Source organism: Streptomyces sp. NPDC031111 (genome assembly GCF_055570675.1).
Genome location: NZ_JBVIGS010000016.1, coordinates 1 through 26310, shown reverse-complemented (window position 1 = coordinate 26310; position 26310 = coordinate 1). Strand labels below are relative to the sequence as shown.

Below are 26310 nucleotides of genomic sequence, written 5' to 3'. Positions count from 1 at the left end.
TTCCTAAGCCGTCAACCGAGTGCTCTGGCCGGACCCAGAGGTCGCGTCGCGATACCAGTACTCGAGGGTCAGCACATGCCACAGATGCTTGGAGAAGTCCCGGTGCCCGGCGGCGTCCTCGGCGACCATCCGCGCCAGCGCGTCGCGGCGCAGGAACCCGGACTCGACGAGCACGCCGTCGTGCACCACCTCGCGCACCAGCGGCGCCAGGTCCCGGCTCATCCAGGCGCGCAGCGGGGCGCTGAACAGCCCCTTGGGCCGGTACACGATCTCCCGGGGCAGGACCGAGGTGGCCGCCTCCTTGAGGACGGCCTTGCCCTGCCGTCCGACGATCTTCCGGTCGCCGGGCACGGCGAACGCCGCCCGCACCACCTCGACGTCCACGTACGGCACCCGCACCTCGGTCGACGCGGCCATGCTGGAGCGGTCCGTGTAGGCGAGGTTGAGGCCAGGCAGGAACATCCGGGCGTCGCCCAGGCACATGCGGTTGACGAAGTCGTCGAGGTCGTTGTCCCGGTAGACGTCCGCGTGCTCGGTCAGCACGTCGTCGACCGCCCCGGCCAGGTCCGGATCGATCAGGGCGAGCAGCTCGTCCCGGTCGTACATGGTGTAACTGCGCCGGAAGGCGGTCTCCTCCGGCAGCTCGGCGAAGGAGAGGAACCGCTTCGCGAAGCGCACCGACCGGTACCCGCGGCGGGACGTGGCGACCGGCAGCCGGTCCACGACCCCGGACACCCCGCGGCGCAGGGGACGCGGGACCCGCTGGTAGCGCAGCGCGAGCACGTTGGCCAGGTGCTTGCGGTACCCGGCGAACAGCTCGTCGGCACCCATGCCCGAGAGCATCACCTTGACCCCGGCCTCCCGCGCGGCCGAGCAGATCAGGAACGTGTTGATCGCGGCGGGATCGCCGATCGGCTCGTCCAGGTGGTACGTCATCCGCGGCAGCAGGTCCAGCACGTCCGGAGCGATCTCGATCTCCCGCAGATCGACGCCGAACCGCTCGGCCACCTGCCGGGCGTAGCGCAGGTCGTCCGGCATCGCCTCGAACTTCGCGTCCTCGGCGCGGAACCCGATGGTGTAGGCGGAGATCCCCGGCCGGTCGCGGGCCGCCAGCGCGGTCAGATAGCTGGAGTCCAGCCCGCCGGAGAGGAAGGTGGCCACGGGGACGTCGGAGAGCAGGTGCCGCCGGGTCGACTCCTCGACGACGGCGGCCAGGTCGGGCCCCTCACCGCTGCGGGCCCGCTCCCGGCCCTCGGCCGCGACGTCCCGCAGGTTCCAGAACCGGCCGCGCTCCACCCGGCCGTCGGGCCGGCACCTCAGCCAGCTCCCCGGCGGCAGCTTCTCCGCCTCGCGGAACGCGCACCGGGAGTCCGGCACCCAGTAGTACAGCAGCGAGGCCACCAGCGCCGCGTGGTCCACCTCCAGCGGGCCGCCGGTCGCGGCGGCGAGCGCCTTGAGCTCGGAGGCGAACACCATGCCCTCGCCGCGCCGGAGCAGGAACAGCGGCTTGATGCCGAGCTGGTCGCGGGCGAGCACCAGCTCCCCGGTGCGCTCGTCGAAGATCCCGAACGCGAACATGCCGCGCAGCCGGGGCAGACAGTCCGTGCCCCAGCGCCGCCAGGCCTCCAGCAGCACCTCGGTGTCGGAGGTACCGCGGAACCGCACCCCGGCGGCCGTCAACTCGGCCCGCAGCTCGGGGGCGTTGTACAGCTCGCCGTTGTACGTCAGGACGAGACCGCCCGACACCATCGGCTGGGCGCCGGTCCCGGACAGGTCGATGATGGCCAGCCGCCGGTGCCCGAGGTGCACTTCCCCGTCACCGGCGGGGTGACTGTACCGGCCCGCCCCGTCCGGGCCGCGGTGGGCGAGGGCATCGGTGAGCCGGTCGGTCACGACCTTCCCGTCCGGCCACCGGTATGTGCCTGCGATGCCACACATGTCCTACCGTGCCTCCTGGTCGCTGTCCGGGACCCGTGCCGCCGCCATCGGCAGCCGCTCCGCCCGCCGCCCGTCCGTCCCGTTCCGCCGGGCCGGCCGCTCGTTCCGGCCGCGCGGCGCGGTGTACGGCCCGTCCCACAGCGTGCCGTCGGTCCGGTCACGCGGATCGGGGTCGATCAGCACCACACCGGTCACCTCGATGTGCTGGTCCGCGAGCTGCCGCGCCACGGTGTGCAGCCACGCCGCGCTGCCGTGCCCGGCCCGCACGACGAGCACGGCCCGGGTGCCGAGGTAGCGGAGGTCGGTCCACGCGGTGCCGGGCGCCACCGAGCCGACGCCGAGCCGGCGCTCCTGGGGCGACACGTCCTCGGCGCGCTCCCCGCCGACCACGGTCGGGTCCCCCGGCCGCGGGCGGCGGCCGGCGAGCCGCGACCCCGGCAGACCGTCGACGACGACCACCGGCCCGTCCTCCGCCAGTGACCGGGCGACGTCCAGGGCGATCACGCTCGTGCTGCGCGCACAGCCCAGTTCCAGCAGTGACACCGGTTCCGTGGAGCCGCGCACGGTGCGGGCCAGGGACACGGTGAGCCGTTCGCGTGCCGCCCGGACCCGTCGGCGCTGCCACCTCCCGGCCGGCCGGGGCGAGCGGGGCAGCTCCGCGACGACCGAGGCGCCGAGGTTCGCCGCGATCTCCCGGCGCAGCACGGGGCGGTCCGCCACCACCGCGCCGACCGCGGCCACCGCGAGCCCGAGGGCGAGCCCGAGGACGAGCCCGATCGCGGCGTCGGTGGCCACGGTCCTGGGCAGGGAGTGCCGCACCGGGCGCGGCGCGTCCACGATCTGGGTGCCGGCGACGAGCCGGGGCGTGCCCATGCGCGCCTCCGCGGCACGCTGGTCGAAGTCGGCGATGCGCGAGGTGAGTTCGGCCCGGCGGGAGAACAGCGACTCGAGGTCGGCCGACGCCGTCGGGTCGGTCTCCGGCGGTCCGTCCCCGATCGACTTGTTGACCTGGGCGAGTTCCTTCCGCATACGGTCACGCTGGTCGAGCAGGCTCTTCGCCTCGGCGTTCGCGGCCTCCTGTATCCGCCGCACATGGTCCGCGACGAACGCGTCGGCCAGCGCCTCGGCGCGGGCCACCGCCTCCGCGTCGCTGTCGCCCGTCACCTCGATCTGGAGCAGGTTGTTGGTCAGACCGGTGCCCCGGTAGTCCCGCATGAAGTCCTCGGGGCTCTCCGGGGAGTCGAGGGACCGCAGGGCCCGGTCGGCGATCCGTGTGGTCTGCAACAGCGCGACATCGGTGCGGATCAGCGTTCCGGTGTCGTTCGGCTGGTCCTCCTGATGCGCGACCAGCACCTTGGTCACCGCGGTCGGCGGCGGGGGCAGCAGCACCGCCACGGCCGTGCCGATCAGCAGCCCCAGCAGCGCCAGGGAGCCCCAGAGGCGACGTCGCCTGCGCACCGCCACCACCAGTGCCTGAAGATCCAGCAGCGGAGCGGCGGCCGACGGCTCCGAGGTCTTGCTCGTGGTCACACCGAACCTCCCGTCGCGTGGTCGCGAACCGCGAGCGCCGGAGTGGCCTCGTCGGAAGGAGGGGAGGCGGACCGTTTCGGACGCGCCAGGACCGTGCCGGCCACGACGACGCCGACGACCTCGTGTCCCGCGTCCGCACACGCTTCGGCGATGCCGGCGAGCTCCGCCGCGGTCCAGCTGCCCGCGCCGATCACGACCAGGGCACCGGACTCGTCGCCGTGGTCCGGCACCATCGGCCGGGCGACCGAAACCCCCACCAACCGCAGCAGCGGATCGCTCCCGGCCTCGGCGACGAGCCGTCCGGCGGCCCGGTGGGCGATCTCGTCGCCGTCCGGGACGACGACCAGCAGCCGCCGGGGCGCAGGCAGCCGGTCCCGGAGGCGGGCGCACATGCGCCGGTAGCGGATCTGTCTGCTGGCCTCGTCCCCGGACGTCTGCGGGGTCGGGAGGTCCCACCGGATGTCGGCGCCCAGCAGCCGGCGGATCCGGGCCCACGGGCCGCTTCCGCCCGGCCGGCGCGCGGGCCGTTCACCGGGTACGTCGACGGTGCCCAGCAGCGCCGAGCCCAGCGCCGCGGCGATCTCCGGTTCGGTGCGCAGCCGGCGGCTCATCCGCGCGGCGGCGAGATGGCCGACGACCGAGAGCAGGAAGAACAGCAGCGCCCCGGCGCCGACGAGCTGTGTCCTCGTCGGCGGTGCCTCGCCGGCCGGGCGGGCCGCCGGCCCCATGACGACCATGGTGGCCCTGTCGGTCGCCGGATCGGCCTCGTCGAGCTTTTTCATGGCCTCCTGCAACGCGGTACGCAGCTTCTCGAGCTCGGTGCGGGCCTGCACGCTCTCGACGGACTTCCCCGGGTCGGCCGCCTCGGCCAGATCGGTGATGCGGCGGTTGGTCTCCTCCACCCGCTTCCGCAGCGCCTCCGGCTCGGCCGCCGATTCGGGGTCGTCGCTGGTGAGCCGCGCGGCGAAGGCGACGAACTCCCGGGCCATCCGGTCGGAGAGCCGCTGCGCCCGCTCCGGGGAGTCGGCCGTGCCCGAGATCTTGATGATGTTCCCGTCGGCGACCGTGGCGCTCACCCGGTCCCGCAGCTCCCTGCCGTCGACCCCGGTCCAGTCGAGCGTGCCGGCCACGCGGTCGATCACCACCGAACTGGTCGCGATCTCCGCCTGGGTCAGCAGCTCGCGCTCCTCCCACGCGCCCGGCAGCAGTACCGATGCCGACGTCGTGTAACGGGGCGGAAAGAGCAAGGAGGTGCCGTAGCCGACGAGCGCGCCCACCACGGCGAGGATGGTGAGCAGCCGTCGGCGCCGACGGATGATCCGCCCGATCGTGACCAGGCGTATGGTGTCATCGCTCAACGGCGCGGCCTCGTCCCTTCCCGGTTCCGGCCGCCCGCGGACACCGGAGGCCGGTCACGGCAGGCGGCGGCGTAGGCGGCGAGCAGCGACGCCTGCGAATTCCGCCAGGAGAGCGGCCCGTTGATCCGCTCCTGGCCGATCCTGCCCATCCGCTCCCGCTGCTCCGGATCGTCCATCAGCAGCGCGATGAGCCGGGCGAACTCGGCCTCGTCGTTGGCGGGCGCGTAGACGGCGGCGTCACCGGCGGAGACGCGCGCCTCCTTCAGGTCGAACGAGACGATCGGCCGGCCCATCACCATGTACTCCAGGACCTTGTTCATGGTCGACACGTCGTTGAGCGGGTTGTGCGGGTCGGGGGAGAGGCACACGTCCGCGGTGGACAGGTGGCGCACCAGGTCGGCGTCCGGGACGCGCCCGGTGAACCGCACCTGCTCCGAGAGCCCGAGCCGCCGGGACAGCTCCACCATCGCGTCGAAGGTGTCGCCGGCACCGACGAACACCGCGTGCCAGTCGGTCCGCCCGAGCTCGTCGCGCAGCTTCGCGAGGGCCCGCAAGGCGTAGTCGACGCCGTCCTGCGGGCCCATGACCCCGAGATAGCACAGCAGATGGGGCTTGCCGCCCTTCAACTCCGGCTCGGGCGGTACGGGATGGAACCGCTCGGTGTCGGGCGCGCTGCGCACCACGAACACGTCCTCCGGGCGCCGTCCGCCGCGGCGCACCGCGACGTCCCGGTAGCTCTCGTTGGTGGCGAGTACGACGTCCGCGGCCCGGTAGGTCAGCCGCTCCAGCGCGCACACGCCGCGGTAGAGCAGGTCCTTGCCGCGGCCGAACCGGGAGAGATACAGCTCGGGTACGAGGTCGTGCTGGTCGAAGACGAACCGCGCTCCGCGCCGCTTCAGCCACAGTGCCGGCAGGAACAGCAGGTCGGGCGGGTTGCAGGCGTGGACCACGTCGACCGGGCCGACCTTGCGGGCCAGCCGCATCGTGTGCCACAACGCCGAGCCGTACTCCCGCGGATAGCCGGCCGGACCTCCGGTGGCCGCGCGCAAGGGGTAGCGGTGGATCCGCACCCCGTCGATCACCGCCTCCGGCTCCGTGTCCCGCTTGGTCCCGCGGGGACAGATGACGTGCACCTCCCAGCCCGCGTCGCGCAGCGTCGTGCACTCCTGCCACACCCGCCGGTCGAACGGCACCGACAGGTTCTCCACCAGGATCAGCGCGCGCCGGTTCGGCCGGTCGCCGCCGTCTGTGTCGTCGAACGACGTGTCACCAAGCAAGGCCCATGTACCCCGGTTCGGCCCGGCGCGCCTCGGCGTCGGGAAGGCGGACGAGATCGACGATCACCGGGCCGTCGCCCTGGGGCAGCGCCGACAGCACGGCCGGGTCCCGGGTCCCGACCAGGCACACCTCGGCGTGCCGGAGCACCTCGTCGGCGGAGTCCGCGAGCAGCTGCGCGAGGTGCGGCAGCCGGTTCTCGATGTACTCGCGATTCGCGCCGATCAGCCGGGAGAGGTTCACGTTGGCGTCGTAGATCCGCAGGTCGTACCCCTTGCCGAAGAGCCGCTCCGCCAGCTCGACGAGGGGGCTCTCGCGGAGGTCGTCGGTGCCGGGTTTGAAGGACAGCCCGAACAGGCCCACCCGGCGCTTGCCGGTACGTTCGACCAGGTCCACCGCGCGCTGGAGATGGTCGGCGTTGGAGGGCAGCACATGGGAGAGGATGGGCACCGAGACATCGGCCCGCTGCGCCGCGTGGACCAGGCTGCGCAGGTCCTTGGGCAGGCAGGAGCCGCCGAAGGCGAAGCCGGGCCGCAGATAGGCGGGGCTGATGTTCAGCTTGCGGTCGGCCAGGAACACGTCCATCACCTGGTGCGAGTCCACACCGAGCGCCTGGCACACCGCGCCGAGCTCGTTCGCGAAGCCGATCTTGAGGCCGTGGAACGCGTTGTCCGCGTACTTGATCGCCTCGGCCGTCGGCACCGGCACCCGGAACACCTCGCCGGGCAGGCCGTCGTACAGGGCCGTCACCACGTCGCCGCTCGCCGGGTCGAGTTCGCCGATGACGGTCTTCGGCGGGTCGAAGAAGTCCCGCACGCTGGTGCCCTCGCGCAGGAACTCGGGGTTGACGGCGACCCCGACGTCCACTCCGGCCGTGCCGCCGACGTACTTCTCCAGGATCGGCACGAGCAGGTTCAGGCAGGTGCCCGGGAGCATGGTGCTGCGGAACACGACGGTGTGCCGGCCCCCCTGCTTGTCCCCTTCGGCCAGGGCGGCGCCGATCTGCTCGGTGACCCGTTCCAAGTACGTAGTGCACAGGCTGCCGTTGGGCTCCGAGGGCGTGCCCACGCAGACCAGCGACACGTCGCTGCCCATGACCGCCTCGCGGACGTCGGTGGTGGCGCGTAAGGCCCCGCTCCGTACGACCTCGGCGGTGAGCTCGCCGATCCGCTCCTCGACCACCGGGGCCTTGCCGTCGTTGACCAGGTCGACCTTCACCTGGTTCACGTCCACCCCGATGACTTCGTGCCCCATGCTGGCCAGGCACGCGGCCGACACACAGCCCACGTAGCCGAGCCCGAAAACGCTGACTCTCATGACCCGTTCCTCCCCCCAGGCAGGCCCTGTGGGCCCGCGGTCCACGCGTCGGCCCGACGGCCCCCGCGCATCAGTAGGCCCCCTGCCCGTGGAGCACCGCACGCAGCGTCTTCCACAGGATCACCGTGTCCAGGGCGAGCGACCAGTCCTCCACGTACCGCAGGTCCAGCCGGACCGCCTCCTCCCACGACAGGTCGCTGCGTCCGCTGATCTGCCACAGACCGGTGAGCCCGGGCTTGACCAGCAGCCGCCGCCGGATGTCCGGGCCGTAGGCGGCGGACTCCTCCGGTAACGGAGGCCGCGGACCGACGAGCGACATCGATCCGGTGAGTACGTTGAAGAGCTGCGGGAGCTCGTCGATCGAGTACCGCCGCAGCACTCCTCCCACCCGGGTCACGCGCGGATCCCGGCGGAGCTTGAACAGCGGGCCGGCGCCCTCGTTGAGGTCGGCCAGCTCGGCGCGTGCCCGGTCCGCCCCGACGACCATGGTGCGGAACTTGAACATGGTGAACTCGCGGCCGTCCTTGCCGACCCTGCGCTGGCGGTAGAACGCCCCACCCCGGCTGTCCGCCACCACGAGCAGCCCGACGAACACCATCAGCGGCGCGAACAGCAACAGCAGGACGGCCGCGCCCAGCCGGTCGACGATCCCCTTGATCGCCCGGCGGCCCCCGGTGAAGGCCGGCATGCTGACCCGCAGCAGCGGGATCCCGAGCACCGCGTCGACGTGCAGCCGCGGGCCGGCCACCTCCATCAGCACGGGCGCCACGATCATCTCGGCGTCGCTGCCCTCGAGGTTCCAGGCCAGCCGCTGGAGCCGGTGCGGTGACCAGTGCGGATCGGGTGTGACCGCCACGACCCGGTAGCCGTCGCGGTGGACGTGGTCGGCGACGTCCGTCAGCCGGCCGACGACCGGCACTCCGTCCAGTCGGTCGTCGTCGAACCCGAGACCGTCCGTCGTGCACACCGCGTCCACCCGCCAGCCGAGGTGCGGGAACTTGCGGGTCCGGGCGATCAGGTCGCGCACGGTGGCCGGGCTGCCGGCGGCGAGCACCGGTCTCAGACACCGGCCTTCCTTCCGCTGTCTGTGCAGCCAGAGACGCAGCAGATAGCGCTCGGTCATGGTGATGAGCGCGATCGCGGGGATCGCGACGAAGATCCAGAGTTTGATGTTGCGCGAGGTGAGGGCGATCCCGCCGAGCGCCAGGACGACGGTCGCCATGAACAGCGAGCGTCCGAGGCGGCGGAACTCCTCGGCGCCCTGGCCGAGCACGGCCGGAGCCCAGGACCGGCTCACCGCGAGCGCCCCCAGCACCAGCAGTTCGGTGCCGAACGCGAGAATTCCCCATTTCTCATGCCAGTTGGCCGCGTCCCGGGCCCCGAAGAAGTTGCCGATCGCCGCCACCACGAAGGAGGTGGTCACGGTGTCGCTCGTGATCACGGTACGGCGGTACCGCTGCTCCCATTCGATCGCGGGCTGACCGATTGTCCCGTTCGTCAGACGCCCGCGCGCCGACTGAAACGGGCCGACTAATTCCCCCTGCCGCACAGAACCCCCCCAGGTCACCAGTGGTACGACGTGTTCGCCTCACACTGCTCTCGGCCCGGAAGGCCCCCGCCCCCCGCGCCGCCCTGCGCTGTTCCTCCCCATGGGAGGCCCCCGCCTCCCCGTGCATCGCCGAAGCCACTCGAGCAGACTGCCGACCCCCCACGCCCGGCACCGTGAACGCGCCTACTGGCCTTCCATCACGCCGGACTTAAAGATCATTAACAGTCGCCTCATGCCCGATCAGCTGAAGCATGGTCAATCTAGACCATCGGGGCGAGGATGTAGAGGGGATGTGTGCAATTCGTGCGCAAGCTTTGAGGCGGGATCGGCCGACCGGTGACCGGCCATGGAAACGGTGACGCCACCGCACGCTTCAGTGGCTCGCCCGGCCCACGACGACGGGGCGTCCTGAAGCCGCGCGGTGCTCCTCGAGCCGGCCGCGAAGGGCTCCTGACCTGCTTCGGCCGGTCGACCGGGTCACGGCCCGGGGCGCGGCGGGGCGTCGGGCCGCCACAGCGAGGGAGATTCGGGGTGGTCGCGGTAGCGGTCGACGATGGACCAGCGAAGAAGCCGGGCGCGATGAAGAAGCCGGGCACCGCGAAGGTGCCGCCGGCCCGCCGCCCCCAGCCGCCGGCAGCGCCGCGCCGCGGCACGCAGTCGGCCCGTCCGCCCCAGCCGTACTACGGCGTGGAGATGAAGTTCATCAACGGCCGGTGGGTACAGACGCACCCTGACTCCGAATAGTGGCCGTCCTCTGGGCCGGTTCGGTCATGAGGGACGCCCCGCACGTCCGCAGTGAGCGCCGGGCCCGGCGGCCCAGTGCGGGGCGCGTAAAGTCGCGACGAGGGCACCTCCGTCGGCCCTCGCGAGCGAACGGGATCCCTGGGCGGTCCCCGGCGGGCCGGGGCGGCTCCGGTTCGTCTCCGGGGCCGCCCCGGCCGTCAGGTGCGGGTCAGTTGGCGTCGACCAGGTCGTGCGGGGGGACCGTCACCGTACGGGCGCCCTTCTCGCCGCCCAGGATGACCTTCCGCAGTGCGCTGTTGTTGCTGTGGTCGGTCTCCTTGAGCCGGTTCTCCGGGTTCGCGAGGACCTGGATGTAGTACGTGCCGTTCGGCAGGTCCGTGATGTCGAAGGACTGGCCGGGCAGGTCCTGGGTGTAGGTGTCACCGGAGCCGACATCGAGCACCTCGCGGACGGAGATGGAGTTCTCCTGGCCGCACGCGGTGGACAGGTCCGTGTTTCCCGGGTGCCAGGCGGCGTTCTTCACGGTGTAGTCGACGGCGTCGGTGTTGGCCAGGCAGAACGCCTCCTTGCCGCTGCGCACCGTCTCCTTCTGATCGGCCGTCAGCAGCCGGTAACTGGCGAAGTCCAGGAAGTGCCAGTGCTCGTGGCCGGGACGCGGGTCCCACTCCATGCCGCCGGTCGGGGTGTATCCGACCTGCTTGCCGTCGGCGTCGTAGAAGTACTGGTAGGCGTCCATCACCTCCTTGCCCGGGGAGCGGAAGCCGTCCACGACGAGCTTGGCCGGGCCGGCGTTCCACACGTTGGCGCTGAAGGCGAGGTAGTCCTTGCCGGGCACCTCTTCGTAGCCGTCGCTGACGGTGATGCCGAACGCGGGCAGCGAGCGCAGGTCGGGCTTCGGTACGTCGGGCACGGACGCCTTGCCGCTGGGCCGCTTCGCGTTGGGCTGGGCGCCCGGCGCCTGTCGCGAACCGTCGGTCTGCCCGGAACCGTCACCGACCTCGGCGGTGGCGAGGGCCTGCTTCCCCAGGGACTTCCTCTTCAGCGCCCACGGCAGGGCGGGCGGAGCCGACGGGTAGGGGCCGTGGCCGGCGTTGTACGAGGGGCCGGCGCCGCTCGTCGCGGCACCGGGGGCCGGGGTGTCCGCGCCGGCCCCGTGGTGCGCGTGCGCGCCGTGCTCCGAGTGGGCCCCGTGCTGCGCGTGTGCACCGTGCCCGGAGGCGGTGGTCTTCGCCGAGCCGCCGGAGGCGGAGCCCGCAGGCTCCTCCCAACTGCGCTCGCGGACGACCACCTTGACGGTCTGCGGCTTGTCGGCGATGCCGAAGACGTCACGGTACTTCTCGGTCACGTTGATCTCGGCGGTGTAGGTGCCGGGCTTCAGTTGGACCGGCTCGGCGTAGAACCCCGAGTAGGTGTTGGACGCCCAGCCGTTCTCGACGCCCCACACCGAGCCGAGGGTGAAGGGGTTCGTCGGACAGCTCTCCGGATACTTCGAGTTGGCGGGGGCGTCCGGCCGGACCCGACCGGAGGCGTTGTTGGGGCAGAACGCCTCGGTCCTCTCCAGCACCGTCGAGCCGGCCGCGTCGGTGAGGGTGATCTGCGTGAAGTCCGGCAGCCCGGCGAAGTCGTTCACGAGCCCGGCCGGGAGCGTCTTGGTCCGGGTCTTCTTCCCGTTGCGGAGGATCTGCTGGGCGACGACCGGGTCCTTGTACGACTTGCGGGTCACCTTGAGTTCGAAGGCGCCGTTCTCGGAGGTGAGGTACGTCCCGAGGTCGAGATAGACCCCCGGGTCCTCCGTCCACGAGTCGAGCGTGACGGAGGTGGATGCGGCGATCAGGCTGAGCTTCGGCGTCGGCTCCGCGGTCTTCGCGTCGGGCGCGGCGGCGGCGACGCCCGCGGTCACGGCGATGGCCGCGGCGACGGCGATGGAGGGGTGGATCAGGCGGCTGGTGCGGCCGTTTCGGAGTCTGGTCATCAGTCCTCGTGCTTCCGGCTTTCGAGTGCGTCATGGAACGTGGACGAGCAGCGCGACCCCAACCGGCTTGTGGGGCCGTGGTGTTCAGACCATGAGAGGTGGATGAACGTCCTCCGGGTTGTCTCTGATCACCTCGATGGCCCTCAGTTTGTCCGAAAGGCGCTGATCGGTTGCCGGACTTGGCTGGGACGGCAGGGCGAGGCGCTGGAGTGCCACCGCGTTGCCCGCCGAAGAGCCGGGCGCCACCCCCGGTGGCGGGCTGAGGCAGCTCCGCCGGCGGCTGCCGGCCGCGGCCCCGGCCATGAACGAGGTACGGAGAGGCAGGGCGGCCCCGCCGCTCAGGGGCGGCGATCCGCCGATCGAGACGGCGGCGTTCCCCGGCTGCGAAGCGCGGTCGGTGCGAGTGCGTTGACGGATCGTCGGCGCGGTCCCCGCCGCCTCGCCCAGGAGGACAAGTCGGCCCGCCTGTTCGGCGGGGGCTCGGAGGGGGAGGGGGAGGAGGAGTGACGGAGGCCGGGCGGGGCCGTGGCCGGCGCCTGGCCTGCGCCGGCTGAGGAGCCCCCGCCGGGCCGCCGCCAGCCGAGCCCACCGCGGGCGGTCGTGCATCGCGTCCACCGAGGGCAGTTGTGCCCCCCAGTGCCTCAAGGGCCTGGGAGGTGCTCCCAGGGCGGCACGGGGGGCGCGACGGCACCCCGCAAACGCCGGGCCGCGCAACACCCCCGCCCCACACCGACACAGAGCGCCCGGTACGGCCGCTCAGTCCTCCTGCGGCGGTGCCGGCTCCTCCTCCACCTCCGCCAGCACCACCCGCGTACCGCGCTCGGTGAACGCCGCCACGTCCGCTTCCGCCGCGGTGGTGTCCGTGACCAGCGTCCACCCCGGCGGCAGCGTGGCCCACGCGTGGAACGGTGCCCGTCCCAACTTCGCCGCGTGGGCCAGGACATACGTCCGGGCGGCACGGCGGGCCATCAGTTCCTTCAGCCGGGTCTGCCGCAGATCCGCCTCGCAGATCCCACCGTCCGCCGTCACCCCGTCCGCGGACAGGAACACCCGGTCGAACGTCATCCGCTCGAGCGCCGCCTCCGTCAGCGGCCCGACGAACGCCTGGCTGAGCGGTCGCAGCGTCCCGCCCAGGCACTCCACGTGCACGGACTCGACGTCCGCCAGCTCGTGCAGCGCGGTCAGGCCGGTGGTGGCGACCGTGAGGTCCTTCGCCGTGCGCAGTTCGTGGGCCAGCGCCCCCACCGTCGACCCGGCGTCCAGCAGCACGGTCTCACCGGGCCGGATCTCGGCCGCCGCCCAACGGGCGATGGCCCGCTTCTGCGCGTACGCCTCCGTGGTGCGCTGGCGCAGCGACGCCTCGGGATGCGCGCTCAGTGCCATCGCCCCGCCGTAGGTGCGGGCCAGCCGGCCGTCGGCGGTGAGGCGGGCCAGGTCGCGGCGGATGGTGGAGGCGGTCACGCCGAAGTGCCGGGACAGCTCCTCGACACTGGCCAGGCCGCTGGTGGTGGCGAGTCGGAGGATCTCCTCGCGCCGGGCCTGGGATCCGTTGGGCGGCATCAAGTGTCCTTCGCGATACGTCGGTTCAGCGGGCGGTGGACATCTCGGCGGCCTGCCGCAGCGCCTCGATCATGCTACCGGCCTCGGCCTTCCCCGTACCGGCGATGTCGAAGGCCGTGCCGTGGTCGACTGAGGTGCGGATCACGGGGAGGCCGACGGTGAGGTTGACGCCCGCCTCGATGCCGAGGACCTTGACCGGGCCGTGCCCCTGGTCGTGGTACATCGCCACGATGAGGTCGTAGTCGCCCCGGGACGCCAGGAAGAACGCCGTGTCGGCGGGGAGCGGGCCGCGTGCGTCGATGCCGTCGCGGCGCACCCGCTCCAGCGCCGGGACGATCTTCTCCTCCTCCTCGCCGTAGCCGAACAGGCCGTTCTCACCGGCGTGCGGGTTGATGCCGCAGACGCCGATGACGGGTGCGGCCACCCCCGCCCGGACCATGGCCTCGTGGCCGCGGCGCACGGTCCGCTCGACCAGGCCGGGCTCGATCCGGTTGACGGCGTCGATCAGACCGATGTGGGTGGTGACGTGGATGACCTTCACCTTCTCGGTGGACAGCATCATCGACACCTCCTCGACACCGGTGAAGTGGGCGAGCAGTTCGGTGTGTCCGGGGTAGACGTGCCCGGCGGCGTGCAGCGCCTCCTTGTTGAGGGGGGCGGTGCAGATGCCGTCGATCTCGCCGGCGAGGGCCAGTTCGGCGGCCCGCTTGACGTACTCGTACGCGGCGTCGCCGGCTTCGGCGGACAGGCTGCCCCAGGGCAGGTCGGCGGGGAGCAGTCCGAGGTCGACGACGTTGATCCGGCCCGGTACGGACTCGGCCGCCGCCGGCGTCGGTACGGCCACGATCTCGCAGTCCGTGCCGAGGATCCGGGCCGCTTCCCGCAGCCGGGCCGCGTCCCCGATCACCACAGGACGGCACCGGCCCAGCGTCGCGGCGTTCAGCACGGCGGGCACGATCACCTCGGGCCCGATACCGGCGCCGTCGCCCATGGTGACACCGATGAGGGGGAGGGGCTGCTGCGCGTTCACTGGGTGACTCCTTGCTGAGAGGGGCGGAGTGCCGCCGCGATACGAACGAACGAGTCCGGGCCGCCGAAGCTCCCGGGGCGGGTGACGACCGACCGGCCGTCGACGGTGGTGCAGTGCACGGCGCCGTGGTGGATCTCGCCGACGGGGCGGAGCGCGGTGACGCCGAGCGAGTCGAGCACCCGCCGGGCCGTCTCACCACCCGTCAGCACCAGGTCCGGGCGCCCCGGCAGCGCGGAGACGGCCCGTGCCAGCCCCGCCACCACCGCGCGGGCCGCGTCGGGCCGGACGCCGCCGGTTCCGTCCACGGACACCACGGTCACCGTGCCGGGCGCGAGCTCGGGCAGGACGACGGGGCCGGCGGCCCCGGCCAGTTGCCCGGGTGACAGCGGAAGGTGCCGGGCCCCGGCCGCCACCAGCCGGGTGACCTGCTCGCCCACGACCGGCTCCGCGCTCCCGGCGACGACGAGCAGCGGCCGTGCGGCGAGGGCGGCTCCCCTCGACGGTGCTCCGGCGGCGGCCGGTTCGGTCGTCGTCGGCCGGGCGGACGGCTCCGGTGCCGTGGAACCGGCTCCCGCCGGCGCGGGCGGCCCCGACCCCCGCGCGCGCCGCGAGGCGAGCCGGCGGCCGAGGGCGGCCGCCAGGCCGCCGCTGCCCAGGAGCCGGACATCCGGGCCGAGGAGGGCCGCCGCGGTGGCGATCACCGTCAGGTCGGTGTCGGTCTCGGCGTCGCAGACGGGGTGACGTCCGCGCGCCGACACCTCCCGGAAGCGTCCGGCCAGCGCGATGGGGCCCTGCCGTACGGCGTCGAGCGGTACGCCCGCGGTCGGCAGCGGTGCCAGCGCCTCGGCGACGGAACGCGGCGCGGCCCGCCGCTCCGCCCGCCAGGCCGGGCACTCGGGCAGGGGCACCCCGTCGACCAGCACCACGCCGCCGCGCACCACGCGCCGCGCGGCCGGCAGGGCCGTGGCGATCACCAGCACCTCGGCCCCCTCCGCGAAGGCGGCCGCCTCCGCACCCACGGGACCGCGCAGCAGCGAGTCGCACTTCTTGAACCAGAGCGGACTGTCGTCCCCCACAGCGGAACTGACTGCGCGAAACGCGCGTGACGTCGTGAGGTCCGTGTCCGCGCGGGCACCGGCCCGGGACCGCCCCGGCGTCCGGCCGGCCGCGGCCAGGGCGGCCCGTACGGCGTCGGCGGCGGCGCCGTCGTCGAGGTACCGCGAGTCGAGGTCCACCACGACCGCCTGGCCGGCGGTGACGGATACGCCCAGGTCGGCAGGGTGCAGCAGGAGCCGCGTGGACTGCCTCAGCAGCGCGGCGACCTCCGCCGCCCCCGACAGGTCGTCGGCGAGCGCGACGACCGGGGTGTCGTCCCTACGGCACACGCGGACCTCCTTCAACGACCCGGCATCGGTATGCCCTGATGATGACATAGCTTGCGCGATTCGCGCGAGACTCTTGCGCATAACGCGCAGTCGTGCGAGCGTTCACCCACCGAGAACCAACCGTTCCGCACCGGAAGGACCCGCTCGTGAGCACCGGCACCCGCACCGGCCCGCACGGAAACCCGCAGGAAGACCCGCCGGTGAGCCCGCCGGAAACCACTCAGGGAATCGAGCTGCCGCACATCCCCGTACCGCTCTCCCGCCTGGTCCTGGGCACCATGACGTTCGGCGACACCGTCGACCGCGCGGGCGCCGCCGCCATGCTGGACACCGCGCTCGACGCCGGCCTCACCGGCGTGGACACGGCCAACGGCTACGCGGGCGGCGAGAGCGAGCGGATCCTCGCCGAGCTGCTGCCCGGTCGCCGGGACCGGATCGTGCTCGCCACCAAGGCCGGCATCCCGCACCCCGACCAGGGCGACCACGCCCCGCTCTCCGCGGCCGGTCTGCGGGCCGCCCTCGAAGGCAGCCTGGAGCGGCTCGGCACCGACCACGTCGACCTCTTCTACCTGCACCAGCCGGACCGCCGTACCCCGCTCGCCGAGACCCTCGGAGCCGTCGCGGAGTTCGTCACGGAGGGGAAGATCCGCGCCCTCGGCGTGTCCAACTACGCCGCCTGGCAGATCGCCGAACTGACCCGCACCGCCGACGAGGTCGGTGCCCCGCGCCCCGTCGTCGCCCAGCAGCTGCACAACCTCCTCGCCCGCCGGATCGAGGAGGAGTACACCGAGTACGCGGCGGTGAGCGGTCTGCGCACCATGGTCTACAACCCGCTCGGCGGCGGCCTGCTCACCGGCCGGCACCGGTTCGGGGCCGACCCCGCCACCGGCCGCTTCGGCGACTCCAAGCTCGCCGCGATGTACCGGCAGCGCTACTGGAACGAGGACCTCTTCGCCGCCGTCGCGCGGCTCACCGCGATCGCCGACGAGGCCGGTCTCCCGCTCACCGAACTCGCCCTGCGCTGGCTGCTGGACCGGCCCTCCACCGACGCCCTACTGCTCGGCGGCTCCCGGCCGGAACACCTGCGGGCCAACATCGCCGCCGCACAGGCCGGCCCGCTGCCCGAGGACGTGACCGCCGCCTGCGACGCCGTCGGCACCGCCCTGCGCGGCCCGATGCCCGCCTACAACCGCTGACCCCCCACTCGGCAGTCCGGAGACCACCCATGACCACCGCCGCGCACTTCACCGCCGCACTGCGCGACCGCCGCCCGCTCATCGGCTACTGGTCGCTGCTCGACTCGCCCGTCGCCGCCGAGCGACTCGCCCGCGTCGGCTACGACTACCTGGCCTTCGACGCCCAGCACGGCCTCTTCGGCTACCAGGGCCTGCTGAACAACCTCATCGCCACCGACACCCGCGGCTCCACCGCCGTCGGCATGGTCCGCGTCGAGGCCAACGACCCGACGTACATCGGCCGCGCGCTCGACGCGGGGGCCGCCGCCGTCATCGTGCCGCTCGTCGACACCGCCCGGGACGCCGCCGACGCGGTCGCCGCCGTGCGCTACCCGCCGCACGGCCGCCGCTCCTACGGCCCCATGCGCGCCCAACTGCGGATCGGGCCCGACCCGGCCGACACCCACGAGCAGACCGCCGTCCTCGCCATGATCGAGACCGCCGACGGCCTCGCCAACGTCGAGGAGATCTGCGCCACCCCGGGACTCGACGGCATCTACGTCGGCCCCTCCGACCTGCGCCTGGCCATCGGCGGCCGGACCTCCACGGACCCCGGCGTCGCCGACGCGTTCGAGCGGGCCCTCACCCGGATCCGTGAGGCCGCCGAGGCCGCCGGGATCGCCGCCGGCATCCACAACGGCGACGGCGCGAGCGCCGCCCGCCGGCTCGACGAGGGCTTCACCTTCGCGTCCGTCGCCGCCGACGTGGTCCACCTCCAGCAGATCGCCGCCACCCACCTGGACGCCGCGCGGAAGGGACGGGCATGAGCACACCCACCCGCACCACCCTCATCACCACACCCACCTTCGCCCGCCACTCGCCCGACCCCTGGACCCTCCTCGCGGACGGCGGCGCGGGCCCGGTCCGCCCGTACGACGACCGCGCCCTGCCCTACGACGAACTGCTCGCCCGGATAGCCGGCGCCGACGCCCTCGTCGCCGGCATGGACCCGGTCACCGCCGAGGTCATGGACGCCGCCCCCCGGCTGAAGGTCATCGCCAAGCACGGCGTCGGCACCGACACCATCGACGTCGCCGCCGCCCGCGACCGCGGCATCCCCGTGGTCTGCGCGCCCGGCTCCAACTCCCGGGCCGTCGCCGAGTACACCTTCGGACTGGTGCTCGACGCCGCGCGCCGGATCAGCGCGTCCCACACCGCCGTCACCGAGGGCGGCTGGCCCAAGCTCTTCGGCCCCGAACTGCACGGCAGGACCCTCGGTGTGGTCGGCTTCGGCCGCATCGGCCGGCTCGTGGCCGGCTACGCGCGGGCCTTCGGCATGCGGGTCCTCGCCCACGACCCCTACGTCCCCGACGACGCGGTGACCGGGGCGGACGCCGAACCCGTCACGCTGGACGCGCTCCTCGCCCGCGCCGACGTCGTCACCCTGCACCTGCCGCCCGCCGGCGCGCCCCTGCTGGACGCCGCCCGGCTGGCCGCCATGAGACCCGGCGCGATCCTCGTCAACGCCGCCCGCGGCGGCCTCGTCGACGACACCGCGCTCGCCGCCGCCCTGCACTCCGGGCACCTGGCCGCCGCCGCGCTCGACGCCTTCGCCGTCGAGCCCCTCCCGGCCGGCCACGTCCTGCGCACGGCGCCCCGACTGACCCTCACCTCCCACATGGCCGCCTGCACCCCGGAGGCCAACCGCGCGATGGGCCTGATGGTCGCCGAGGACGTACTCCGTGTCCTCGCCGGCGAACCCCCGCGCCACGCGGCCGGCTGACCCCGCCCGCCCCCACCACGTCACCCCCCATTGCTCATCCCCGCCCTGTTTGCCTTCCGCTCCGGCGACGGCGCCGGAACCAGCAAAGGAACACCGCCATGTCGACCACCGCCACCGCCCCAGCGGCGGAGCACGCGCAGGCCGATCCGTACGCCCTGCGCCCCGAGGACGCCCGGCCGGCACCCACCACCTTCCGTGACCGGATCCGCCATCTCGGCCCCGGCTTCGTGCTGTCGGCCGCCGTCGTCGGCTCCGGAGAGCTGATCACCACCACCGCGCTGGGCGCCCAGGCCGGCTTCGCCCTGCTGTGGCTGGTGATCGTCTCCACCGCGGTGAAGGTCTGGGTCCAGATGGAGCTGGCCCGCTGGACCATCCTCAACGGGCGCACCGCGCTCGAGGGCTACCGCGAGGTCGGCCCCCGCATCGGCCGGCTGAGCTGGATCAACTGGCTCTGGATCGGCATGGACTTCGCCAAGATGTTCCAGCGCGGAGGCATCATCGGCGGTACGGCGGCCGCCTGTTCGGTGCTGTGGCCCGTCATCGGCGAACCCCTGAGCTGGGGCTCGCTCGCGCTCTGGGCCGTCGTCGTCACCCTCGCCGCCATCTGCCTGCTCCAGTCCGGCAAGTACAGCCTCGTCGAACGCGCCTGCCTCGTCTCCGTCGTCGTCTTCACCCTGGTCACCGTCAGCCTCGCGGTCGGCCTGCCCGGCACCGAGTTCGGCTACGGCTCGTCCGAACTGGGCAGCGGCTTCGGCTTCGAGATCCCGGCCGGCACCGTCGGCATCGCGCTGGCCGTCTTCGGCATCACCGGCGTCGGCGCCGACGAGATGACGACGTACACCTACTGGTGCCTGGAGAAGGGCTACGCCCGCTGGACCGGACCCGACGACGGCACCGAGGAGCGCGCCCGTCGCGCCGAGGGCTGGATCAAGGTGATGCGCCTGGACGCCCTCACCGGCCTGGCCGTCTGCGCGCTGTGCACCCTGTCCTTCTACGTCATCGGCGCGGCGGTGCTCCACCCGCAGGGCCTGGTGCCCGAGGGCAACGAGATGATCACCACGCTCTCGCGGATCTACACCGACACCATGGGCCCCTGGGCCGAGTACCTGTTCCTCGTCGGTGCCTTCGCCGTCCTCTTCTCCACCCTCATCGGCTCCACCGCGTCGGTGCCCCGGCTGTGGACCAACACGCTCGGACTGCTCGGCGTCATCGACTGGGGCGACGTCCGCGCCCGCACCCGCACCATCCGCATCCTCACCTGGTGCCTGCCGCTGCTGTGGACGTGCTTCTTCCTCTGGATGCAGTCGCCGGTGCTGATGGTGCAGATCGGCGGCATCGGCGGCGGCGTCTTCCTGCTCGCCGTGGTCGTAGCCGTCTGGCGCCTGCGCCACACCGGAGTGCCGCGCCGCTTCCGCACCAACCCCTGGCTGACCGCCGCCCTGGTCATCAGCAGCGCCGCCATCCTGTGCGTCGGGGTGTACGGAGTGCTGGAGACACTGGGAGCGGTGCCCGAGTAGTTCGCCGGCGGGGCCCCTAGGCGCGGACCGCGCCCCAGGGGGCCCCGCTGCCCTCCCACGGGTTCGCGCTGAGGCCGCACACATACCGGGCCGAGGTGAGCAGCTCCGGGGTCACGCGGACGCCCGTGATCCGCTCGGCGAGGGCGAACGAGGCGTCGATGGTGGAGCGCGTACCGGGGGCGCCGTCCTCCTCGTCGGTGAGGTGGAAGCCGCATTCCCGCATCCAGGTGAGGAGTTCGTCCGGGTCACTGCCCTCGCGGCAGTCGGCGAAGAGCGCGTCGAAGTCCAGCCGCAGCGTGCCGTCGGCGTACCAGCAGAAGCGGTGCAGCGCGTTGGCGTTGCGGTAGTGCGAGACCACCGTGCGGCCCCGGCAGAGGGGCAGCATGGCCTCGTCGGTGGCCCCGAGGAAGCCGTTGTACTCCACCATCACGGACCAGTCGCCGACCGAGGTGGCCCCGATGAAGAACCGCTCGTCGTCCCGGTCGTCGGCCAAGGTCAGCTCCCCCAGCCGGCCCACACCGGTGATCCGTGCCGTCGCGTCGGCGCCCAGGGCCCGCAGGAGGCCCTCGGGCGTGATCCCCTGGACGTGGGTGACGCAGTACGCGTCCATCCAGTCCTCGTACAGTTCGGTGATCCACCGGTAGTCGTCGGCGGTGGGCAGGTCGGTCATGAGCGCATCCTGTCAGCCGGAACAGCGGCCACGGCCGCCCCCCGCCCGGATCAACCCGCGCGGAATCCGGATTAATTCGGCCGTGCCGCCCGTGGTGGGGGGATCACCCGTGGCCGCACCCCGCGCACGCGTAACATCGCGCCGGGGGGCGACCGTTGGGACCGCTGAGGGGGGAGTACCGCATGGCCGGCAGGGCCGGACGGGTTCTCGTGGCCGACGACGACGTGAGCACACGGCGTTCGCTGGAACGAGGGCTCCGGCTGGGGGGCTTCGACGTGACCCTGGCCGACGACGGGCACACCGCGCTGGAGGCACTGCGCACGCTCCGCCCCGACATCGTTGTCCTCGATGTCTGCATGCCGGGCCTGAGCGGCATCGACGTGTGCCGGGCCCTGCGCGACGGCGGCGACGACGTACCGGTGCTCATGCTGTCCGGCCTGGACGAAGTGGCGGACCGGATCGCCGGATTGCAGGCGGGCGGCGACGACTACCTGGTCAAGCCGTTCGCCCTCCAGGAACTGAAACTGCGCCTGCACGCCCTGCTGCGCCGGCGCCCGCCCGCCGCCACGGACCGCGTCGAGGTGGGCGGCCTGGTCCTGGAACCGTCCACCCGTGAGGTGTCACTGGACGGACGCCCCCTGCGGTTGACACCCCGAGAGTTCCGCCTCCTGGAGACGCTGGCCCGGAACACGGGCATCGTCCTGACGCGCGGCCAATTGCTCGAGTACGTCTGGGGATACGACGCCGACGTCCGCACGGACGCGGTGGACACCTTCGTCAGCTATCTGCGCCGCAAGACGGAGGCGTACGGACACCCCCGCGTCGTGCACACCGTGCGCGGTGTCGGCTTCGTCCTGCGCATGGACAAGAACAGGTGAGAGGCCACGACCGCACCGTGAGGCTCTCCACCCGTATCGCACTGTCCGCCGCCGTGATCGTGCCCCTCCTGGTCCTCGCCACCAACTGGCTGCTGATGGCCTGGTTCGCCGAAGACCTGCGCGCCGAACAGGAACGGCAACTCCGCTCCCGGGCCACCACTCTCACGCACAACGCCCAGGTGTACCTCCAGGCCGTCGCGGCCGGCCATCCCGTCGTCGCCAGGAACGCCCGGCACCGGCTCGTCGTCTCGTCGCCGAACGTCGGCTTCCGGCTGTACGGGCCACAGGGCGTCATCGAGGCCGGCCCCCGGCACGACCCGGCGACGACCCTGCCCGCGGAGGCCAAACAGCCGGTCGCCCTGGACGGCAGGGACGCGGACGGCACCGCCTGGCTCGTGATGTCCCGGCGGGTCGTCACCCCGCCGCACGGCACACCTCCGGAGCGGCCCAACCTCTGGATGTTCTCCCCGGACACCGCCTACCGGTCCCAACTGGAGCGGGTGCGGCACCGGTCCCTGACCGTGGCCCTGCTGTCCGCCCCCGTGACCGGGGCGGTCGCCTGGCTCATCGCGAGCCGCGCCACCCTGCCGCTGCGGCGCCTCCAGCACCGCGCGAGCGGACTCGACCCCCGGATCACCGTGCTCCGCCTGGAGCACACCCCGAGCGGCGTCACCGAGGTCGACGACCTCGCCGGCACCCTCAGGACCGTACTGGCCCGGTACGACGAACAGGCGGCGCGGGCCGGGGAGGCGCTGGAGACCGCGCGGTCGTTCGCCGCGGCGGCCTCCCACGAGATGCGCAACCCCCTGACGAGCATGCGCGCCAACCTCGACATCCTCACCGAGTACCCGGACCTGGACAGGGCCGAGCGCGAGGAGGTGCTCGCCGACCTCGGGCGCGAACAGGCCAGGCTGATCGGACTGCTGGGCATGCTGCGCACGCTCGCCCAGGGCGATCTGGTCGAGGCGGACGCCTTCACCACGCTGGACCTGGGCGAGGTGGTCCGGACCTCGGTCGCGGACCTGCGCCGGACCCGCCCCGACGCCCGGACCACCGTACGGGCCGACGACGGCCTGCTGGTCCACGCCTGGCACGAAGGGCTCCGCTCGGCCGTGGACAACCTGCTGACCAACGCCTGGACCCACGGCCGTACCAAGGACCGTGACGCCCGTGTGGAAGTGAGTCTGCGAGCCGAACCGGGGCCCGGCGCACCGGCGGCGGTCCTCACCGTCGACGACCACGGCCCCGGCGTGCCACCGGCGCTGCGCGAGGAGATATTCCGGCGCTTCCACCGCCGCCCGGACAGTCCCGGATCGGGCCTCGGCCTCACCCTGGTCGCCCAGCAGATCGCCCTCCACCAGGGCACGATCACGGTGACGGACCGCCCGGACGGAACACCCGGGGCGCGCTTCGAGGTGCGGCTGCCGGTCACCGGCATCCGGGACGTCCAGCACACCCTGCCGCTGCTCCGCCGCGACTGGCTGACCGCCGCCGACTGACCCGGCGGGCACGCGGGCCGGTCACAAGGTTTCCACAAGATCGGTGCCTACCTTCCTCCTCGCAGCAGGCACGGACTGCTACGGGGAGGGATGCCGGAAGTGCCGGAAGTGCATACGCACTCGGACCGCGTGCTGCGGTCGTTGCGCCAGCGGGGCCCCCTGACCAGGGGTGAGCTGGGGGAGCTGTGCGGACTGTCCCGCACCACGTTGTACGACGTCGTCAGCAGGCTCGTGGACCGCGGCCTGGTGGTCGCCACGGTGCCGGACACCGGCCCGCGCGGGCGCGGGCGCCCGGCGGAGCAGCTGGCGCTGAACCCGGATGCCGGGCGGGTCTTCGGCATCGACTTCGGCAGGCGGGTCGTCCGCGTGGCCGCGATGACGGTGCTGCACGACGACATCGCCACCGCCGCCGAGCCGTGTCCGCCCGACACCCCGTGGCCGGAGCGCGTCGCCCTCGCACGCCGGCTGGCCGACACCCTGACCGGTGGGCGACTGCGGCTCGACGTGCTCAACGGGGTCGGGGTCGCGGTGACGGACCCGGCCGCCGAATCGTCCGACCCGGCCGCCCGGCGGGCCGTGGCGGCGCTGATCGGTCGCAGCTTCGGCACCCGGGTACGGCTGGACGGCGCGGCGCGGCTGGCGGCACTGGCCGAGACGGTGTGCGGCGCGGCCAAGGGACACCGGGACGTGCTCTACCTGGAACTGTCTGACCGGGTCGGCGGCGGGCTGGTCAGCGGCGGCGCGCTGCACCACGGCGCGCACGGCCGGTCGGGGGAGTTCGGGCACATCACCGTGGAGCCCGGAGGCACACCCTGCCCCTGTGGCGGCCGGGGCTGTCTCCAGACGGTGGCCTCCACCCCGGCCGTACTGAACGCCTGCCGGACCACGGCGGACGTACCGGAGCTGGTGGCCGCGCTGCGCGCCGGTGAACCGGCCGCCCACGCGGCGGTGGGACGCTCCGGCACGTACGCGGGCCGGGTGCTGGCCGGTCTGGTGAACGCGTTCGCCCCCGGTGTCGTCGTGGTGGGCGGTGAACTCGTCACCGCCGCACCGGCGGTCATGGAATCGGTGCACCGAGAACTGTGGACGAACGTTCCGCGGTGCGGCTCCCGGCCGCCGTTGCTCGTCCGCCGCGCCGAGCTGGGCGACGCCGCGGCCGCCCTCGGCGCCATCTTCCTGCTGCGCCGGCCCGCCGACGCCACGCCGAATAAGTCCACGGGAATCGCATTTAATCCGGCTCCGGAATTAATGCCCGTTCCTGGAGGACAAAATTGAGGGCTTTCTAGGATTCCGGTGACCGGTGCGAATTCCCGTCGTACCCAGAAAGGAATCAATCGGCATGCTCATGAATCGGCGCGTCGGACGTGCCGTCACCATCGGCCTGGCCGTCGCCCTTCTCGGTGTCACGGAGGCGGGTTCCGCCTCCGCGGCCCCCATCGGAAAGGTGCGGCAGGGAAAGGCCACGTTCTACACGGACCGTGGCACCGGCGCCTGCGGCAAGCCCGTCGACGCGGCGAACCAGCGGATCGTCGCCGTCTCCCCGTCCTGGTGGAAGGCCGCCAATCCGAACAACGACCCGCTGTGCCGCCTCAAGGTGCGGGTGACCTACAAGGGCAAGTCCATCACCGTGCCGGTCCGGGACAAGTGCGCCGGCTGCGCCCCCAACCACATCGACCTCGGACGGCCCGCCTTCGCACAGCTGGCCGCTCCGTCCCGGGGCGTCATCCAGAACGTCAAGTGGAAGTTCGTCAAGTAACAGAGGAGTTCGACCCATGTCCAGGACCCGCATACTCACCGGGCTGCTCACGGCCGTGACGGTCTCGACCCTGGCCGGACCGCTGGCCGCCCCGGCGTCCGCGGCCCCGGCGCCCGCCGCGTCGGCCGCGGAGGCCGGATTCGTGGTCAGCAAGGCCGAGTTCAACCGCATGTTCCCGAACCGCAACAACTTCTACACCTACGCCTCGCTGACCAAGGCGATGAAGGCGTTCCCGGCCTTCGCCCACACCGGCAGCGCCGCCGTCAGAAACCGCGAGGCCGCCGCCTTCCTCGCGAACGTCTCCCACGAGACCGGCGGGCTGAAGTACATCGTCGAGCAGAACAAGGCCAACTGGGGCCACTACTGCGACACGAGCCGGCCCTACGGCTGTCCGGCCGGCCAGGACAAGTACTACGGCCGCGGGCCGATCCAGCTGAGCTGGAACTTCAACTACAAGGCCGCGGGTGACGCCCTCGGCATCAACCTGCTGCACAACCCCGGTCTGGTCCAGAAGGACCCGGTCGTCGCCTGGAAGACGGCCCTGTGGTTCTGGATGCGGCAGACGGGCGCCGGCACCATGACCGGCCACCACGCCATCGTCAGCGGGGCCGGATTCGGCCAGAGCATCCGCAGCATCAACGGTGCCATCGAATGCGACGGCCGCAGCCCGGAGCAGGTCCGCCACCGGGTGGCCCTGTTCGACAGGTTCGCCAACATCCTCAACGTCGCGCCCGGCAAGAACAAGTTCTGTTAGGGAACAGGAACATGCCCATATCCCGGTACCTCGCCACGGTCCTGACCGTCGCCGCGGCGACGACCGCGCTGTCCGCCGGCTCCACCGCCCCGGCATCGGCGGCGGAGCCGTCCCTGCAGACACTGCGGGACAACGTGCTCAGGCTGACGAACGCCGAACGGGTCAAGGCGGGCTGTCCCAAGCTGAAGTTCAACGCCGCGCTCACCAGGGCGGCGCAGCGGCACACCGCCGACATGGCCGGGCACGACTTCGTCGGCCACGTCGGATCGGGCGGCAGCACCATGGTGACCAGGGCCAAGGCCGCCGGTTACACCAACTGGAGCTCGCTCGCGGAGAACGTCGCCGCCGGGCAGCGGACCGCCGCGGCCGTGGTGAGCGGTTGGATGAAGTCCCCGGGACACCGGGTCAACATCCTCAACTGCTCGCTGGAGCACCTGGGCCTCGGCCATGTGAAGAAGCCCGGCAGCCGGTACGGGACGTACTGGACCCAGGACTTCGGCGCGAAGTTCTGACCCCCGGCTGACGACGCCGACCGCCGCGGGGGGGGGGGGGGGGGGGGGGGGGGGGGGGGGGAGAGGGGGGGGGGGGGGGGGGGGGGGGGGGGGGGGGGGGGGGGGAGG

At 72.8% G+C, this 26310-nt stretch carries 22 protein-coding genes; 11 read left to right on the top strand and 11 right to left on the bottom strand.

Annotated elements, in window-relative coordinates; all coding sequences use genetic code 11:
- Positions 1-3 precede the first annotated feature (3 nt).
- From asnB to ACZ470_RS28665, 6 genes are all read right to left on the bottom strand, one after another.
- Complete coding sequence (gene asnB / locus ACZ470_RS28690) at positions 4-1938, bottom strand: asparagine synthase (glutamine-hydrolyzing) (RefSeq protein ID WP_468431837.1); 1935 nt, start codon at positions 1936-1938, stop codon at positions 4-6.
- 3 nt (positions 1939-1941) lie between these two features.
- Entirely contained in the window at positions 1942-3468 is a 1527-nt protein-coding gene (locus ACZ470_RS28685; protein ID WP_468431835.1) for a Wzz/FepE/Etk N-terminal domain-containing protein, read from the bottom strand.
- Positions 3465-4826 carry a Wzz/FepE/Etk N-terminal domain-containing protein gene (locus tag ACZ470_RS28680; protein WP_468431834.1) on the bottom strand — a complete coding sequence of 454 codons (1362 nt, stop codon included), beginning with the start codon at positions 4824-4826 and terminating at the stop codon, positions 3465-3467. Before ACZ470_RS28680 ends, ACZ470_RS28685 begins: the two co-directional genes overlap by 4 nt.
- Positions 4823-6103, bottom strand: a complete 1281-nt coding sequence (locus ACZ470_RS28675; protein WP_468431833.1) for a glycosyltransferase family 4 protein — start codon at positions 6101-6103, stop codon at positions 4823-4825. Before ACZ470_RS28675 ends, ACZ470_RS28680 begins: the two co-directional genes overlap by 4 nt.
- On the bottom strand, positions 6093-7418 hold the full coding sequence (locus tag ACZ470_RS28670; protein ID WP_468431831.1) for a nucleotide sugar dehydrogenase: 1326 nt from the start codon (positions 7416-7418) through the stop codon (positions 6093-6095). The genes ACZ470_RS28675 and ACZ470_RS28670 overlap by 11 nt, the downstream gene beginning before the upstream one ends.
- Positions 7419-7488: 70 nt before the next feature.
- On the bottom strand, positions 7489-8967 hold the full coding sequence (locus ACZ470_RS28665) for a sugar transferase (protein WP_468431830.1): 1479 nt from the start codon (positions 8965-8967) through the stop codon (positions 7489-7491).
- A gap of 531 nt (positions 8968-9498) precedes the next feature.
- Here ACZ470_RS28665 and ACZ470_RS28660 point away from each other — a divergent pair.
- The gene (locus ACZ470_RS28660) at positions 9499-9711 is read left to right on the top strand and encodes a hypothetical protein (protein ID WP_468431828.1); all 213 of its coding nucleotides are present in this window, start codon (positions 9499-9501) and stop codon (positions 9709-9711) included.
- A 208-nt stretch (positions 9712-9919) separates the two neighbouring features.
- On the opposite strand, the gene ACZ470_RS28655 is transcribed toward ACZ470_RS28660, so the two are convergent.
- The 4 genes from ACZ470_RS28655 to ACZ470_RS28640 all read right to left on the bottom strand — a co-directional run bounded on the left by ACZ470_RS28655 (position 9920) and on the right by ACZ470_RS28640 (position 15658).
- Positions 9920-11683, bottom strand: coding sequence for a lysyl oxidase family protein (locus ACZ470_RS28655; protein WP_468431827.1), 1764 nt, complete (start codon positions 11681-11683; stop codon positions 9920-9922).
- A gap of 756 nt (positions 11684-12439) precedes the next feature.
- The gene (locus ACZ470_RS28650) at positions 12440-13243 is read right to left on the bottom strand and encodes a DeoR/GlpR family DNA-binding transcription regulator (protein WP_468431825.1); all 804 of its coding nucleotides are present in this window, start codon (positions 13241-13243) and stop codon (positions 12440-12442) included.
- Positions 13244-13268: 25 nt separating this feature from the next.
- Positions 13269-14273: a 4-hydroxythreonine-4-phosphate dehydrogenase PdxA gene (gene pdxA / locus ACZ470_RS28645; RefSeq protein ID WP_468431823.1), complete on the bottom strand. Its 1005-nt coding sequence runs from the start codon at positions 14271-14273 to the stop codon at positions 13269-13271.
- On the bottom strand, positions 14270-15658 hold the full coding sequence (locus ACZ470_RS28640) for a four-carbon acid sugar kinase family protein (RefSeq protein ID WP_468431821.1): 1389 nt from the start codon (positions 15656-15658) through the stop codon (positions 14270-14272). Before ACZ470_RS28640 ends, pdxA begins: the two co-directional genes overlap by 4 nt.
- A 200-nt stretch (positions 15659-15858) precedes the next feature.
- Here ACZ470_RS28640 and ACZ470_RS28635 point away from each other — a divergent pair, with 200 nt between their 5' ends.
- The 4 genes from ACZ470_RS28635 to ACZ470_RS28620 all read left to right on the top strand — a co-directional run bounded on the left by ACZ470_RS28635 (position 15859) and on the right by ACZ470_RS28620 (position 20133).
- Complete coding sequence (locus ACZ470_RS28635) at positions 15859-16854, top strand: aldo/keto reductase (RefSeq protein ID WP_468432078.1); 996 nt, start codon at positions 15859-15861, stop codon at positions 16852-16854.
- Positions 16855-16883: 29 nt separating this feature from the next.
- A complete protein-coding gene (locus tag ACZ470_RS28630; RefSeq protein WP_468431819.1) occupies positions 16884-17660 on the top strand; it encodes an HpcH/HpaI aldolase family protein in 777 nt (258 codons plus the stop codon).
- Complete coding sequence (locus ACZ470_RS28625) at positions 17657-18616, top strand: phosphoglycerate dehydrogenase (RefSeq protein WP_468431817.1); 960 nt, start codon at positions 17657-17659, stop codon at positions 18614-18616. The genes ACZ470_RS28630 and ACZ470_RS28625 overlap by 4 nt, the downstream gene beginning before the upstream one ends.
- Before the next feature lie 98 nt (positions 18617-18714).
- Positions 18715-20133, top strand: a complete 1419-nt coding sequence (locus ACZ470_RS28620; RefSeq protein WP_468431815.1) for an Nramp family divalent metal transporter — start codon at positions 18715-18717, stop codon at positions 20131-20133.
- A gap of 16 nt (positions 20134-20149) precedes the next feature.
- On the opposite strand, the gene ACZ470_RS28615 is transcribed toward ACZ470_RS28620, so the two are convergent.
- Positions 20150-20803 (bottom strand): DUF6461 domain-containing protein, encoded by a 654-nt coding sequence (locus ACZ470_RS28615; RefSeq protein WP_468431814.1) that lies wholly within the window; start codon positions 20801-20803, stop codon positions 20150-20152.
- Positions 20804-20985: 182 nt separating this feature from the next.
- Between ACZ470_RS28615 and ACZ470_RS28610 the strand changes: the two genes are divergently transcribed.
- The 6 genes from ACZ470_RS28610 (at position 20986) to ACZ470_RS28585 (ending at position 26202) form a co-directional block, all read left to right on the top strand.
- Positions 20986-21681 (top strand): response regulator transcription factor, encoded by a 696-nt coding sequence (locus tag ACZ470_RS28610; protein ID WP_468431812.1) that lies wholly within the window; start codon positions 20986-20988, stop codon positions 21679-21681.
- A 17-nt stretch (positions 21682-21698) separates the two neighbouring features.
- Positions 21699-23180: a sensor histidine kinase gene (locus ACZ470_RS28605; protein WP_468431810.1), complete on the top strand. Its 1482-nt coding sequence runs from the start codon at positions 21699-21701 to the stop codon at positions 23178-23180.
- A 99-nt stretch (positions 23181-23279) separates the two neighbouring features.
- A complete protein-coding gene (locus ACZ470_RS28600) occupies positions 23280-24455 on the top strand; it encodes an ROK family protein (RefSeq protein WP_468431808.1) in 1176 nt (391 codons plus the stop codon).
- 64 nt (positions 24456-24519) lie between these two features.
- Positions 24520-24936 (top strand): cysteine/serine endopeptidase inhibitor, encoded by a 417-nt coding sequence (locus ACZ470_RS28595; RefSeq protein WP_468431807.1) that lies wholly within the window; start codon positions 24520-24522, stop codon positions 24934-24936.
- A gap of 16 nt (positions 24937-24952) precedes the next feature.
- Positions 24953-25690, top strand: coding sequence for a chitinase (locus ACZ470_RS28590; RefSeq protein WP_468431805.1), 738 nt, complete (start codon positions 24953-24955; stop codon positions 25688-25690).
- Positions 25691-25701: 11 nt separating this feature from the next.
- Entirely contained in the window at positions 25702-26202 is a 501-nt protein-coding gene (locus ACZ470_RS28585) for a CAP domain-containing protein (RefSeq protein ID WP_468431803.1), read from the top strand.
- Positions 26203-26310: the final 108 nt, after the last annotated feature.